Source organism: Ruegeria sp. K3 (assembly GCF_056531845.1).
On sequence record NZ_JBQFMM010000011.1, the window covers coordinates 95,349 to 109,330 of the forward strand.

Annotated in this window: 19 protein-coding genes; 10 read left to right on the plus strand and 9 right to left on the minus strand. The window is 58.0% G+C overall.

Translation table 11 applies throughout. The annotated features are described in order from the left end of the window. Positions 1–28 precede the first annotated feature (28 nt). From ACR0MP_RS18170 to ACR0MP_RS18180, 3 genes are all read right to left on the minus strand, one after another. Complete coding sequence (locus ACR0MP_RS18170) at positions 29–376, minus strand: EF-hand domain-containing protein (RefSeq protein ID WP_170394805.1); 348 nt, start codon at positions 374–376, stop codon at positions 29–31. An 11-nt stretch (positions 377–387) separates the two neighbouring features. Further along, positions 388–633, minus strand: a complete 246-nt coding sequence (locus ACR0MP_RS18175) for a glycine zipper 2TM domain-containing protein (RefSeq protein WP_170394802.1) — start codon at positions 631–633, stop codon at positions 388–390. Positions 634–736: 103 nt separating this feature from the next. After that, positions 737–1,222: a peroxiredoxin family protein gene (locus ACR0MP_RS18180; protein WP_170408529.1), complete on the minus strand. Its 486-nt coding sequence runs from the start codon at positions 1,220–1,222 to the stop codon at positions 737–739. 99 nt (positions 1,223–1,321) lie between these two features. On the opposite strand from ACR0MP_RS18180, the gene ACR0MP_RS18185 reads away from it, so the two are divergent. From ACR0MP_RS18185 to ACR0MP_RS18200, 4 genes are read left to right on the plus strand one after another with little or no spacing between them, the layout of a single operon-like run. Beyond that, positions 1,322–2,533 (plus strand): FAD-dependent oxidoreductase, encoded by a 1,212-nt coding sequence (locus ACR0MP_RS18185; RefSeq protein WP_170408528.1) that lies wholly within the window; start codon positions 1,322–1,324, stop codon positions 2,531–2,533. After that, positions 2,530–3,087 (plus strand): 16S rRNA (guanine(966)-N(2))-methyltransferase RsmD, encoded by a 558-nt coding sequence (gene rsmD / locus ACR0MP_RS18190; RefSeq protein ID WP_480887477.1) that lies wholly within the window; start codon positions 2,530–2,532, stop codon positions 3,085–3,087. The genes ACR0MP_RS18185 and rsmD overlap by 4 nt, the downstream gene beginning before the upstream one ends. Position 3,088: 1 nt before the next feature. Then, positions 3,089–3,724, plus strand: coding sequence for an HAD family hydrolase (locus ACR0MP_RS18195; RefSeq protein ID WP_170408526.1), 636 nt, complete (start codon positions 3,089–3,091; stop codon positions 3,722–3,724). 25 nt (positions 3,725–3,749) lie between these two features. Continuing rightward, positions 3,750–3,929, plus strand: a complete 180-nt coding sequence (locus tag ACR0MP_RS18200; RefSeq protein ID WP_170394788.1) for a hypothetical protein — start codon at positions 3,750–3,752, stop codon at positions 3,927–3,929. On the opposite strand, the gene map is transcribed toward ACR0MP_RS18200, so the two are convergent. Continuing rightward, positions 3,917–4,729 carry a type I methionyl aminopeptidase gene (map, locus tag ACR0MP_RS18205; RefSeq protein WP_170408525.1) on the minus strand — a complete coding sequence of 271 codons (813 nt, stop codon included), beginning with the start codon at positions 4,727–4,729 and terminating at the stop codon, positions 3,917–3,919. The two genes, ACR0MP_RS18200 and map, sit on opposite strands and share 13 nt — an antisense overlap. Before the next feature lie 109 nt (positions 4,730–4,838). Continuing rightward, positions 4,839–5,540, minus strand: coding sequence for a DNA/RNA nuclease SfsA (sfsA, locus tag ACR0MP_RS18210; RefSeq protein ID WP_170408524.1), 702 nt, complete (start codon positions 5,538–5,540; stop codon positions 4,839–4,841). A gap of 51 nt (positions 5,541–5,591) precedes the next feature. On the opposite strand from sfsA, the gene ACR0MP_RS18215 reads away from it, so the two are divergent. The 5 genes from ACR0MP_RS18215 to ACR0MP_RS18235 all read left to right on the plus strand — a co-directional run bounded on the left by ACR0MP_RS18215 (position 5,592) and on the right by ACR0MP_RS18235 (position 9,464). Continuing rightward, positions 5,592–6,314: a molybdopterin-binding protein gene (locus ACR0MP_RS18215; RefSeq protein ID WP_170394779.1), complete on the plus strand. Its 723-nt coding sequence runs from the start codon at positions 5,592–5,594 to the stop codon at positions 6,312–6,314. Next, positions 6,311–7,021, plus strand: a complete 711-nt coding sequence (locus ACR0MP_RS18220) for a GNAT family N-acetyltransferase (protein ID WP_170408523.1) — start codon at positions 6,311–6,313, stop codon at positions 7,019–7,021. Before ACR0MP_RS18215 ends, ACR0MP_RS18220 begins: the two co-directional genes overlap by 4 nt. A gap of 10 nt (positions 7,022–7,031) precedes the next feature. Then, the gene (locus ACR0MP_RS18225; protein WP_170408522.1) at positions 7,032–7,604 is read left to right on the plus strand and encodes a peroxidase-related enzyme; all 573 of its coding nucleotides are present in this window, start codon (positions 7,032–7,034) and stop codon (positions 7,602–7,604) included. Continuing rightward, a complete protein-coding gene (locus tag ACR0MP_RS18230; RefSeq protein ID WP_170394770.1) occupies positions 7,601–8,500 on the plus strand; it encodes an OmpA family protein in 900 nt (299 codons plus the stop codon). The genes ACR0MP_RS18225 and ACR0MP_RS18230 overlap by 4 nt, the downstream gene beginning before the upstream one ends. A gap of 148 nt (positions 8,501–8,648) precedes the next feature. Beyond that, positions 8,649–9,464, plus strand: a complete 816-nt coding sequence (locus tag ACR0MP_RS18235) for a DUF2189 domain-containing protein (protein ID WP_480887474.1) — start codon at positions 8,649–8,651, stop codon at positions 9,462–9,464. Positions 9,465–9,531: 67 nt separating this feature from the next. Here the strand turns inward: ACR0MP_RS18235 and ACR0MP_RS18240 are convergent, their stop codons facing one another. Further along, positions 9,532–10,437 (minus strand): LysR family transcriptional regulator, encoded by a 906-nt coding sequence (locus ACR0MP_RS18240; protein WP_170394766.1) that lies wholly within the window; start codon positions 10,435–10,437, stop codon positions 9,532–9,534. Positions 10,438–10,665: 228 nt separating this feature from the next. Here ACR0MP_RS18240 and ACR0MP_RS18245 point away from each other — a divergent pair, with 228 nt between their 5' ends. After that, entirely contained in the window at positions 10,666–11,106 is a 441-nt protein-coding gene (locus tag ACR0MP_RS18245; protein WP_170408520.1) for a DUF4399 domain-containing protein, read from the plus strand. Positions 11,107–11,132: 26 nt separating this feature from the next. On the opposite strand, the gene ACR0MP_RS18250 is transcribed toward ACR0MP_RS18245, so the two are convergent. The 3 genes from ACR0MP_RS18250 to ACR0MP_RS18260 all read right to left on the minus strand — a co-directional run bounded on the left by ACR0MP_RS18250 (position 11,133) and on the right by ACR0MP_RS18260 (position 13,894). Next, the gene (locus ACR0MP_RS18250) at positions 11,133–11,522 is read right to left on the minus strand and encodes a hypothetical protein (protein WP_170408519.1); all 390 of its coding nucleotides are present in this window, start codon (positions 11,520–11,522) and stop codon (positions 11,133–11,135) included. Next, complete coding sequence (locus ACR0MP_RS18255; RefSeq protein WP_480439055.1) at positions 11,519–11,680, minus strand: hypothetical protein; 162 nt, start codon at positions 11,678–11,680, stop codon at positions 11,519–11,521. The genes ACR0MP_RS18250 and ACR0MP_RS18255 overlap by 4 nt, the downstream gene beginning before the upstream one ends. A gap of 186 nt (positions 11,681–11,866) precedes the next feature. Further along, positions 11,867–13,894, minus strand: coding sequence for an NADPH-dependent 2,4-dienoyl-CoA reductase (locus tag ACR0MP_RS18260; RefSeq protein ID WP_170408517.1), 2,028 nt, complete (start codon positions 13,892–13,894; stop codon positions 11,867–11,869). Positions 13,895–13,982: the final 88 nt, after the last annotated feature.

Below are 13,982 nucleotides of genomic sequence, written 5' to 3' on the forward strand. Positions count from 1 at the left end.
GACACGCTCCTGCCAACCAAGTTGGCGTTTAATCTAAGAGACCGTTGCCATCCTTATCCGCAGCGTCAAAATCGTTCTGCATTTGGCTGACATACTCTGCCTTTGAGATAAGACTGTCGCCATCCCGGTCAACGGCTTCGAACTGTTTGATATCCAAAAACGGTTTTGCTTCGCTCAGGCCCAGAGTGCCGTTCTTGTCTTCGTCCATTGCCTGAAATGCATAGTCCGAGAAGGCGTTGAATTCGTCTTTGGACAGGAAGCCGTCATTGTTGGTGTCGATGTTATTCAACTCGGCCTCGTGCAGTTCTGCGACGGTCTCGGCGTTTGCAGCAGCAGCCATCAGGAATGCGGTGGTGATAATCAATACTCGTTTCATCTCAAATCTCCTCAGCACGCGTAACGTTCGCCAGACACGCCACCCGCAGCGGCGCCCGCCGCCGTCAGGATGGTCTTGCCTGAACCACCGCCAAATTGATTGCCGATCACTCCACCGATTAGGGCGCCGCCTATGGTACCACTCAGGCAGGCGATCTCGTGCTGTCGGGCAGCCTGTTGTTGGGGTGTGGGTGCAGGTCCGCACGCCGCCAGGGCCCCGGCGGTGCCAAGAAACAATGTAAGCAATTTCAGTCGCATCAATGAACTCCCCAGTTGTATGGGCCAAGTATTGGCGCATCGGGGCGTTGCATCAAGTTAAATGCGTTTCACGTGGCCCCGGTCAAACCGGGGCCGACAGGGATCAGATACTATCAAGCAGGCCTTCACCAGCCGAGACCTCACAGACACCGGGGTTTTCTTCCAGATTCATCGCCACGACCTTGCCGTCTTCAACCAGCATTGCATAGCGTTTGGAGCGTGCAATCAGGCCTACGGGCGGGGCGTCGAAATCCATGCCGATGGCCTTGGTAAACTCGGACGCCGCATCGGCCAGCATGGTCAGCCCGGCCGCTGTTGCACCGGTGCTTTCTCCCCAGGCGCCCATCACGAAAGGGTCGTTGACCGAGATACAGATGATTTCTTCTACACCCTTGGCATCGAACTGGTCCTTGGTCCGCATGAAGCTTGGTACATGAGCGGTTGTGCAGGTTCCGGTGAACGCACCGGGTACAGCGAAGATCACAACCTTGCGCCCTTTGGTCTTGTCTGAAATCCGAACCTCCTCGGGGCCTTCGGCACCCATCTGGATCAGCGTGGCCTCGGGCAGCATGTCACCTGTTGCAATCATTTTTACGCTCCTGTCATTTGGATTTGCAGAGTCGGGCTTTGCCGCAATATAGGTGGTCGAAACAAAGTAACCACGTGAATTCTGCAGGGTGAGCGAAACATGAGCCATATTGTCGTGATCGGGGCAGGGCAGGCCGGTGCTTCTTTGGTAGCACGGCTGCGCAAGGACGGGTTCGAAGGTGACATCACCCTGATCGGAGCCGAGCCGCATTTGCCCTACCAACGCCCGCCCTTGTCCAAGGCTTACCTGTTGGGCGAGATGGAACTGGAGCGCCTGTTCCTGCGGCCCGAGAGCTTCTATGCCGAAAACAATATCACCCTACGGTTGGGTCAACGTGTGACGGCGATTGATCCAAAGGCCAAGACGGTGACCCTCGGCGATGAGGTGATCACCTATGATGAACTGGCGCTGACCACTGGGTCCGACCCACGCCGCCTGCCCGCAGCGATCGGGGGCGATCTTGAGGGTGTCCATGTGGTGCGAGATCTCGCCCATATCGACGAGATGGAACCTCGGGTATCGGATGGCGCCCGCGCGCTGATCGTTGGTGGCGGCTATATCGGGCTTGAAGCCGCCGCCGTTTGTGCCAAGCGCGGGGTCAGGGTGACCTTGGTCGAGATGGCCGACCGCATCCTTCAGCGTGTCGCGGCCAAAGAGACAAGCGACTACTTTCGCACGCTGCACACCGAATACGGGGCCGACATTCGTGAGGGCGTCGGGTTGGATCGTCTGGTTGGTGAAAACGGCAAAGTGAAGGGTGCTATTCTGACCGACGGCACCGAGCTTGAGGTGGATTTCGTCGTGGTTGGCGTCGGCATCGCGCCGTCGATTCAATTGGCTGAAATAGCTGGGTTAGAGCTGGATAACGGCATCAAGACCGACGCCCATGGCCGCACCTCAGATCCGTCGATCTGGGCGGCGGGCGATTGCGCGTCGTTCCCGCATGGCGAAGGCCGTATTCGCCTGGAAAGCGTGCCGAACGCCATTGATCAGGCCGAAATCGTGGCCCAGAACATGCTGGGTGCAGCTAAGGATTACACCGCAACACCTTGGTTCTGGTCGGACCAGTATGACGTCAAGCTTCAGATCGCCGGGCTGAATACCGGCTATGACCGTGTGGTGACTCGCAAGGGTGAGGGCGCGACGGTGTCCTTCTGGTACTACAAGGGCGATCAGCTGATCGCGGTCGATGCGATGAATGACCCGCGTGCTTATATGGTCGGCAAACGCCTGATTGATGCGGGAAAGACCGCTGATCCTGTTGTCGTTGCCGACCCAGAAGCGGACCTGAAACCGCTGCTCAAAGCGTGAGGATCATCGCCGGAGACTTCCGGGGCCGGGCTCTGACTTCGGTTGGCAAAGGCGATGCCGGTGCGCATCTTCGCCCGACCACTGACCGGGTAAGGGAAAGCCTGTTCAACGTTTTAAATAGTCAGATCGACTTCGACGGCTTGCAGGTTCTCGACCTGTTTGCGGGCACCGGTGCATTGGGACTTGAAGCGCTGTCTCGCGGCGCGTCCCACGTCACGTTTGTCGATGATGGGAGGGTCGCGCAGGGTCTGATCCGCAAGAATATCGCCCTGACCGGAAGCGCCAGCCAGACCACTTTGATCCGGCGGGATGCGACCCGTTTGGGCGAAAACCCGGGCGCTGTTTGTGATCTGGTTTTTCTGGATCCGCCTTACGGAAAAGCTCTGGGTCAAAGGGCACTGGCCGCGGCTACCCAAGTTGGTTGGCTGTCTGATGACGCTCTGATCGTCTGGGAAGAAAGCACCCCAATGACTGCGCCCGAGGGCTTTACGCTGCACGACACGCGGAAGTATGGCGACACGCATATCTCGCTGATGTGGCGCACAGGGGGCTGAGATGCACGATCTGGTTATCTTTGATTGCGACGGCGTTCTGGTCGATAGCGAGGTTTTGTCCAATCAGGTCATGGTCGACAATCTCGCCGGCCATGGCCTGCACTTGTCCTTAGCCGAATGCATGTCCCTGTTTGTTGGTGGCACCATGACCGGTGTGCGCGACAAGGCGCGCGAGCTGGGGGCTGATCTGCCGGATGACTGGACTGATCAAATCTATGCGGAAATCTACGAGACGCTGAAAGCAGGCACGCCTCTGGTCGCGGGTATCCGTGAATTGCTGGCGCAACTGGATGCAAGCGACATTCCCTACTGTGTCGCCTCAAATGGTCGGCCTGAGAAAATGAAGATCACTTTGGGCCAGAATGGTCTTTGGGAGCGTTTTCAAGATGTGATGTTTTCGGCTCAGGTGCTTGGAACGGGCAAGCCCGACCCGACCCTGTTCCTGACCGCTGCCCAGCATTTCGGCGCAACGGTGCCGGTTGTGATCGAAGACAGCGAAAACGGTGTCACCGCAGCAATGCGCGCCAATATGCGCTGCCTGGGCTATGCGGCCCATGATGATGGTGCGCGATTGGAAGAACTAGGGGCCGAAGTGTTCTCCGACATGTTACATGCGCCCAAGCTTTTGGGACTTTGAGCCATAAACGTGTTATGCTTGGTCCATGGACCGCGCTATCACACCTCCGCTCTGGGCTTTTTCGAAAGACGCTGACACCACAACTGGGCCTCCGCCCAAACCGATGCGCGCGCCGGTGTTCATTCACGACGCGGTCATCCCGTGGCGGGATGAAACCTTGCTACTGAAGCTACTACGCGATCAGGCGACCGATCAGGACGAATAGGTCGGGTGATATTTGCCGCCCGGTGACAAGGTGAAAATCTCAACCCCATCTGCGGTCACACCGACCGAATGCTCGAACTGCGCCGACAGCGATTTGTCGCGGGTCACGGCAGTCCAGTCATCGGACAGTGTCTTGGTTTCAGGACGCCCCAGATTGACCATCGGCTCGATGGTAAAGAACATGCCCTCTTCCAACACAGCTCCGGTACCCGGACGCCCATAGTGCAGGACATTTGGTGGCGCGTGGAACACCCGGCCCAGACCGTGGCCGCAGAAATCGCGTACAACGCTCATCCGATGCGCCTCGACATAGGCCTGAATGGCGTGGCCGATATCGCCGAAAGTATTGCCCGGCTTGACCATCTCGATACCTTTGAACAGTGCGTCGTGGGTCACCTGAATCAGCCGTTCGGCCTTGCGCGGCAATTTACCCGCCACATACATGCGCGACGTATCACCGAACCAGCCATCGACGATGACAGTGACGTCGATATTCAAAATATCGCCGTCCTTCAATTTCTTCTCGCCGGGGATACCGTGACAGACCACGTGGTTCACGCTGATGCAGCTGGCGTGCTGATAACCCTTGTAGCCAATGGTTGCCGATTCCGCACCTGCATCCTCGACCATCTGAGTGATCAGCCCGTCAATCGCACCGGTGGTCTGGCCGACAAAAACATGTTCAGCAATGTCATCCAATATCCGCGCAGCCAGCGCCCCTGCCGCATGCATGCCGGCAAAGTCACTCTGTTCATAGATGCGGATACCGTCTTTGGTCAGACGGCCACGATGTTCTTTCATCGGTGCGGGACTCCAAATATTTCACGCAGCACTTCTTTTACGCTGCTTGTGCAGAAAGTACCAGAGGGCTCGGTTTTCAACTAGTAAATAGGGTCTATCAAAGAAGTTTCTAGCCCGTGCCCCATTGCCGAGCGGGCTCAACCCAGACGCCTTCGGGCGTGATCCGAGTTCCAACGACAAAGCGTTCAACACCTATCGCCGCCTCAAACGCCGCCGCATAGGCTGGGTCAATATCATCGGCCAGTGCAAACCGATTGCAATCGGTCCTTTGCACCAAATAAAGCATGATCGCCCGGTGGCCCTGTACGGCCATCTTTGCCAGTTCACCCAAATGTTTGGTGCCGCGTGCGGTGACGCTGTCGGGAAACTCGGCGAGGCCCGCTTGGCGTGAGAGGGTGACGCTTTTGACCTCGACATAAGCATCGGGTAGGCCCGGCCCAGTCAGCAGGAAATCGATACGGCTGTTTCCACCGTATTTGACCTCGGGGCGCACGGTTTCATAGGCGGCCAGCTCGGGGATTTCACGCGCCTCGAGCGCCACCCGAAGCGCCTTGTTGGGGACTGATGTGTCGACCCCTGTGAAATGCCCGTTCTCATGATCGACCAGCCGCCAGCCGTATTTCAGCTTTTTCTTCGGATCGTCGTTGGGCTCCAGCCAGATTTTCTCACCCGGTTCTGCCAGCCCCATCATTGAGCCCGGATTGGCGCAATGGGCTGTCACCTCGCGCCCGTCTTCCAGCCTGCAGTCTGCCAGAAAGCGTTTGTAGCGGCGGATCAGTCGAGCGGGGACAAGGGGGGTTTCAAATCGCATGGCCAAGGGCCTATACCTGCCCTAACGGTCGATCAAGAGGGAGGGCGCGTCATGGCCAATCCAACCGCTGCAATGTTGGTGATCGGGGATGAGATCCTCTCGGGCCGCACCCGCGATGCTAATATGCATTATCTGGCTGGAGAGCTGACCAAACACGGCATTGACCTGAAAGAGGTGCGCATTGTCAGCGATGATGCACCCGCGATTGAGGCAGCGGTAAGGGCGCTATCAGAGGCCCATGACCATGTGTTTACCAGTGGTGGTATTGGTCCGACCCATGACGACATCACCGCTGACTGCATCGCCCGTGCCTTTGGCGTGCATATCGATGTTCGCGACGACGCGCGTGCATTGCTTGAGGCGCATTACGAGAAATCCGGGCTGGAACTGAACGACGCTCGCCTGCGCATGGCGCGTATTCCGGAAGGGGCCGAATTGATCGACAACCCGGTCTCGACCGCGCCCGGCTTTACCATCAACAACGTCCATGTCATGGCCGGGGTGCCTTTGGTTTTTCAGGCCATGGTTGCGAGTGTTCTGCCTTCGCTCATCGGAGGTAGCCCGCTTTTGTCGCAGACGCTGCGTGTGGATCGGGGTGAAGGCGATATTGCAGCAACTTTGGCCGCACTGGCCAAAGACTTCGGCGATCTTTCGATCGGCTGTTATCCGTTTCAGACGAATGGCGTCTTCGGAGCCAACGTCGTCGTGCGCGGCACCGAGGGTGGACGGATCGATGCCGCCATGACCCGCCTTGCGAAAGAGATCGAGCTTTGAATCCCGATTGGGCCGCTGTTGTCGATGGCACATGGCCTGCCGCCGGCTATCAAACGCAAGGCCCACTTCGACTGCGGCAAGGACAGGGCGGAGGTTCACGCGTTTCTGCCGCCAATCGCACCGGGGACGTCACCAGCGCCGATATCGATGCGGCCGAAAGCGCCATGCAGGCGATGGGTCAAAAACGCATCTTCTGCCTGCGTCCGGGGGATGAGGCGCTGGATGCAATGCTTGCGCAACGCGGCTACGACATCCTTGATCCGGTCAATATTTATTCCTGCCCGGCGCAGCAGTTGACCGATATCCCGATCCCGCGCGTGACTGTTTTCAACATCTGGGAACCGCTGGCCATCATGCGTGAGATCTGGGCGCAGGGCGGTATCGGCCCCGAACGGATTGCGATCATGTACCGGGCACCGGGCCCAAAGACCGGCCTTTTGTTGCGCCACAGCGATCAGCCCGCAGGAACAGGCTTCGTGGCGATCCATGAAGGTATCGCGATGGTTCACGCGCTCGAAATCCTGCCGGATCACCGCCGCAAGGGGTTGGGCCAGTGGGCCATGCGCGCCGCGGCCTTTTGGGCGCTGGACAATGGCGCGCAGACGCTTAGCGTGATCTGTACCAAGGCGAACGCGGGGGCCAATGGCCTCTATCACTCGCTTGGGATGAAGATCGTCGGAGAATACCACTATCGCCAGCGCGTCTGAGGAGGACGAATTGACAAAACAGGACATGCCCACTGCCCTGGATCTGCCAATGGTGGACCCACTACCGTCAGAGACGCAGAAATACTTTGATATCTGTGTTGAGAAACTGGGAATGGTGCCGAATGTCCTGCGCGCCTATGCCTTCGATATCGACAAGCTGAATGCCTTCACTTCGATGTATAATGATCTGATGCTGGCCGATAGCGGGCTGGCCAAGCTGGAACGCGAGATGATTGCGGTCGTGGTGTCCTCGATCAACAAATGCTTCTACTGCCTCGTGGCTCATGGCGCAGCGGTGCGGCAGCTTTCGGGCGATCCGCAGCTGGGTGAGATGCTGGTCATGAACTACCGCGTCGCCAAATTGGACGCGCGCCAACGTGCAATGCTGGATTTCGCAGCCAAGATGACTACCGCCAGCACCACAATCGAAGAGCCCGATCGCCAGCTTTTACGTGATGTCGGGTTTTCGGATCGCGATATCTGGGACATTGCCAATGTCACCGGTTTCTTCAATATGACCAACCGCGTGGCCAGTGCCACTGCCATGGTCCCGAACCCCGAGTATCACGCACAGTTCCGATGATCCGTTTCCTGTTCCTTAGCCTCCTTTTGGCCGTGCCTGTGCAGGCGCAGGAACTGACGTTGCCCGCCAGCGCCCGGCAGATTTCGGATCGCACCAGTGCATTGGACAGCTACGACCTGCCAACCGGCGTGTTTGCCGACGGCGCAGTTCCATCCCGCACTGTCGAAGGGCGTGTCGAGCGGCTAACATGGCGTCTGCAGGCCGGGTCTAGCACGACGCTGCAAATTCTTGCACCGCTTCGGGATCAGCTTCAGGCGCAAGGTTTCGAGATCACGTTTGAATGCGAGGCACGCAATTGTGGAGGGTTCGATTTCCGCTTTGGCACCGAAGTGGTGCCGACGCCTGACATGTATGTGGCGATCCACGATTACCGTTTTCTATCCGCCTCCCGCGGTGACGAAGTGCTGAGCCTGCTGGTCAGCCGCAACCCGCCGGATGGCTATGTGCAGATGATCCGGGTAACCCCGCAAGGTACGCAGCCTGCGCAGCCACTTGTGATCGAGGAAACCGTTGAGGGCCCTGCCGGTTTGCTAAACGATCTCAGCAGTACCGGACATGTCATCCTTGATGACCTGCACTTTCGCACCGGCGAAGTCGCGCTGGGCGAAGGGCCGTTTGCCTCGCTTGCGCTGCTTGCGGGCTATCTGGCCGACAATCCTTCGACCCGTTTGGCGCTGGTAGGGCACACGGATGATACGGGCGCATTGCAGGCCAATATTGCGGTCAGCACCAAACGGGCGGAAGCCGTGCGTGCGCGCCTGATCGAAGCGCACGGTGTTGCCGCCGACCGGATCGAGGCGCAGGGCGTAGGCTATCTTGCGCCCATCACCTCTAACGCTACGCCCGAGGGCCGCGATCTCAATCGCCGGGTCGAGGCGGTGTTGCTGGTCAACTAACAGGCGCGAGCACCGCGGACGCCCTGTGTCCCCCTTGCCCTGATGGCGCGGCCTGATGCACACTTGCAGCTAATCGGTGCGTCTGTCTTGCCATCAGGCCTGTTGGCAGGCAGTCCCACCAGCCACCATGCTTTGGGAGGAATGCGTCATGGCATCCAAAACCGAAGATACCACTCCGCCGGATAACACGGTCCCACAGCAATCCATGCCCGAGGTTAACAGGCTGACGGCCGAGGATATTACCGCATCGCTGAAGGCCGGGTTTTCCGACTTCCTCGCACACCCGGTCATGAGCGGCTTTTTCGGCCTGTTCTACGCGGTTTTCGGCATCCTGTTCGTTTGGTGCCTGGTCGGGCTTGGCAAGATCTGGATGATCATTCCTGCCGCCGTAGGCTTTCCGCTGGTTGCCCCATTTGCGGCCGCCGGGCTTTATGAAATCTCCCGTAGGATGCAGAAAGGGGAACGCTTCGGCTGGTCCGAAATCCTCAGCGTCATGGCCCATCAACGCAAGCGCGAGATGGGTTGGATGGCCTTTGTCACCCTGTTCATTTTCTGGGTATGGACCTACCAAATCCGCCTTTGGCTGGCGATCATCCTGCAAAAGGCGTCCTTCTCGGATTTCGAAGGGTTCATGAACACCATCTTCTTCACATCGCAAGGCTGGATCTTTCTAGCGGTCGGCACCTGCATCGGCGCGTTTTTGTCTGCGGTCCTGTTCTCGGTGACTGTGGTGGCCATGCCCATGCTTCTGGATCGGGAAACCAACTTTGTTTCCGCCATGCTCACGTCCATTCGCGTGGTCGCTGAAAGCCCGGTGGTAATGCTCAGTTGGGCGGCGATCATCTCGGTCACCATGCTTTTGTCGCTGGTTCCGGCGTTTCTGGGGCTGATTTTCACGCTGCCGATCCTGGGCCACACCACGTGGCACCTGTATCAGCGGGCCGTATCACCAGAGACTAACTGATGCATCGCTAAACAAAAAAAGACCCGTGCTATTCAGCACGGGCCGTTTAGGTGCCACAGGGAGAATTCTACCAATCCATCGGACCCTTTTCGGCAAAGGACTCGACAAGAAAATCAATGAAAGCCCGCACCTTGGGCTGGGTGAACCGGCCCGGCGGGTAGACCGCATAGACGCCCTGAACCTCATCCGGCAGCGATGGCATGGCGTCTACCACCTCGCCCGATTTCAGTGCTTCGGCATATAGATAGCTGGGCAGATGCGCGATCCCAAGCCCCGAGATCGCGGCGTTCAGCAGCGACTGCCCATCATTTACGCTCAGCCAGCCAGCAGTGCGGACCTGACGCTTCTCGCCCGAAGGCGCCGTCAGCTTCCACACGCTGCCCGAGGATTGGCTGGAGTAATGCAGCAGTTTGTGTTCGTTCAGATCGTCGATCTTCTGCGGGCGTCCAAACTGCTCGATATATCTCGGCGACGCGACCATGCGTTTCACTGTTTCGGTCAGCTTACGGGCGCGCAGCGTGCTGTCTTCCAGCTCACCAATGCGCACGGCCACGTCAAAGCCTTCGGAAATCAGCTCAACATAGCGGTTGTTCAGAACCATGTTCACGGTGATGTCCGGATAGGCCGACAGGAAGTCCGACAGGACCGGCGACAGGTGATTGACGCCAAAATCTGTTGCCACAGAGATCCGCAGCAGACCAGAAGGCGCAGATTGCATCGAAGTCACCAGCGCATCCGCTTCGCCTGCGTCGTTCAGCACGCGACGGGCGCGATCATAATAGGCCAACCCGATCTCGGTTGGCGAAACCCGGCGCGTTGTCCGGTTCAATAGCCTTGCCCCCAACCGCGCCTCGAGGCTCGAGACGTGTTTAGACACGGCTGATTTGGAGATGCCCATTTTCTTGGCCGCGTCGGTGAAACCACCCTGGTCCACCACGTTGGAAAAGGCCTCCATTTCAGTTAGTCGATCCATTCTCGTTCCCCAGGTCTTCCGTTCGTTGTCTCTTTATCGCGATCAATCTGGGCAAGAACTGGGCAGACATGGGATAATATCAGGGTTTTGAATCGGATCGTTTGCAACTAGGAAACGCCCGGGCCTATATGCCGCGGACCATGCCTTTCGATACAAAATCCCGTTTTCTGGACTTTTTTCCAATCGTGCTATGATGAGAATGGCATTTTTGTGACCACGGAGGAGACTATGAAAGCCCTATTTGCTGTCATTACCCTGTGTCTGATCGCCAGCCTTGCGTGGGCCGGAGGGGAAACACCATCGAATCCAGATGCGAAGGTCTATTTCGTCAACCTGTCTGACGGGGACACCGTGCAATCACCTGTGATCGTAGTCTTTGGCCTCAGCGGCATGGGCGTTGCCCCTGCAGGAACCGACAAGGAAAATACAGGGCACCATCACCTCCTGATTGATCGCCCACCACTTGGGCAGGGAGAAGACGGTGCGGACGAACTGTCATACGGTCTGCCCGCAGACGACAATCACATTCATTTCGGTGGCGGTCAGACTGAGGTGACTTTGGAACTTGCTCCGGGTGAGCATACTTTGCAGCTGGTGCTTGGGGATGCAGGCCACGTCCCTCATGCGACGCCCATTGTGTCCGAGGTGATTACGATCACTGTTGAGTAACAATTCACCTTCGCCGCAAAACACGATTATGCGGCGGCAGGCAGCAGGAATATATCGCGGGCAAGCTGCGTGTTGAGACGTTCCGCAGAATACCATTGGTTGAGTACTGACTTGGCCATCAGGTCGGAGTTTTCCTGTGCGAAACTCTTAAAGTCAGTAGCTTGCGTGTTGGCCAACTGCTCTGCGATAAGGCTCATGAATGCGTAGGTGATTGTCAGATTGAACTTGTCCGGTGCGCCTGCGTTCGCTGCTAACGCGCGAATACCCTTGGCGTAGATCGCTGCGGCATCGATGAAATCATACTTGCGTAGCAGGTCATAAGCGACTTGCACATGTTTGGCGTGTCCGAACGTTGCGTTGTCGATTGCGTGTGCTTCAAATGCGATGGTGACGTCGGCGTATCGCGATGCGCTCATTCTTCATCCTCCTTGAAACGGTGGCTGTCTTCAGCTGTCCAATCGAAGTCGTAGACACTTTTGAGCTGTTTGATCTTCTTCAGCGTCTCTTCAGAGAAGGCTGGCTTGTTCTCAAAGCTGTGCAGCGCGATGCCCTCAATCAGGTCGCCAAGGGTCATGTCCAGCGATTCTGCCAGCCCTTTGAGAACCTTCAAAAGTCGCTTCTCGATTCGAATTCCTGTTTGGGTGCGTTCTATATTCTGACTCATGTGGTACATATGTACTTAAGTACCACTTGAGTCAAGAGGAACTAAAAAAGCCGCCTCTTCCGGGGCGGCTTTCTCCAGCGCACTGGCATTACAACGTCAGAACGCTGCCGCCAGACGTGTGCCCTGATTGATCGCACGTTTGGCGTCCAGCTCGGCTGCCACATCTGCGCCACCAATCACATGCGGGGTCATTCCACGTTCGATCAGCTCATCCGCCAGCGACCGGTCCGAGACCTGCCCGGCACATAGGACGATCGACTCGGCTGCGATGACGGTTGGATCATCGCGGGTTTCGCCAAAGCTGACATGCAGGCCGTCCTCGTCGATGCGCTCATAATTCACACCACCAACGAAACTGACGTCCTTCATCTTTAATGTCGCGCGGTGGATCCAGCCCGTTGTCTTTCCCAGCCCCTTGCCGTGACGCTGCGCCTTGCGCTGCAGCAGCGTGACCTGCCGTGCTGGTGCTTCGGGCTGCGGGCCCTCGGGGGCCAGGCCCGAGCGGTGTTCTGCGGGGTCGGTCACGCCCCATTCCTTCATCCACAATGGAAGGTCCGTGGTTGGGCTGTGACCGTCTTCCAGCAGGAATTCGGAGACATCGAACCCGATGCCTCCGGCCCCGATCACGGCGACGGTGCTGCCGACCTTGGCCTTGTCGCGCAGCACGTCGATGTAGCTGAGCACATTGTCCCGATCCTGGCCGGGAATCTGTGGATCACGAGGAGTGACACCGGTGGCGATGACCACCTCATCATAACCGATCAGATCATCTGCGCTGACTTCGCGGTTCAGTTCGACCGTCACGCCTAGGTCGTCCATCATGGTGCGATACCAGTCGACCAGTCCCCAGAACTCTTCTTTCCCTGGCACCTGTTTGGCCATGTTCAACTGCCCGCCTATCTCGGCGGCGCGATCAAACAGGGTTACATCATGGCCGCGCTGGGCAGCTGTCATCGCGGTGGACAAACCTGCAGGGCCAGCGCCGACAACGGCCACTGTCTTGCGTGTCTCGGCCTTGCCGATCACCAATTCGGTCTCATGACAGGCGCGCGGATTGACCAGGCATGAGGTCAGCTTGCCGCTGAAAGTGTGGTCCAGACAGGCCTGATTGCATGCGATACACGGCGCGATCTTCGCGGCCTCATCCGCAATCGCCTTGTTCACGAAATCCGCGTCGGCCAGCATGGGCCGCGCCAGAGACACCATATCGGCGCAACCGGTCGATAGAACTTCTTCGGCAACCTCAGGCGTGTTGATCCGGTTCGAGGTGATCACTGGAATCCCGACTTTACCCATCAGCTTCTTGGTAACCCACGCAAACGCTGCACGGGGAACGCTGGTGGCAATCGTCGGAATCCGCGCCTCATGCCAACCGATACCGGTGTTGATGATCGTTGCCCCGGCCTGTTCAATCCGCTGCGCAAGTTCAACGACTTCGTCATGGGTCGACCCATTGGGCACAAGATCAATCATCGAAAGGCGATAGATGATGATGAAATCGCTCCCCACGGCTTCCCGCGTGCGGCGCACCACCTCGATAGGCAGACGCATCCGGTTCTCGTATGACCCACCCCAGCGATCCTCGCGCTTGTTGGTGTGGGTCACGAGGAACTGGTTCAGGAAATACCCCTCGGACCCCATGATCTCGACCCCGTCATAGCCCGCCTGTTGGGCCAGAACAGCCGCGTTGACGATGTCGCTGATTTGCTTCTCGATACCCTCTTCGTCCAACTCATGCGGCGGAAACGGAGAAATTGGGGATTTCACCGGGCTGGGGGCAACGCATTTCGGACCATAGGCATAGCGCCCCGCATGCAGGATCTGCATCGCGATCTTGCCGCCTGCCTCATGCACACGTTTGGTCACAATGGAATGGTTCGCCACCTCTTCATCATTGGTCATCATCGAGGCCCCGGGCAGCACCGAGCCCTCAAGGTTCGGGCCAATCCCACCCGTCACCATCAAAGCAACACCACCGCGCGCGCGATCCGCGTAGAACTCGGCGACACGGATCCAGTCGCCGGTCTCTTCCAGACCGGTATGCATCGAGCCCATCAGCACGCGGTTCTTCAACGTGGTAAAACCCAGATCCAGCGGGGCCAACATGTTTGGGTACGCAGTCATGGCAAACTCTCCCTCCCGACTTTGACCGTCAGATTGACCTTCGCGTCACCTTTGTCACGCGAAACCTAACGTCATTCCCTTTGCCTTT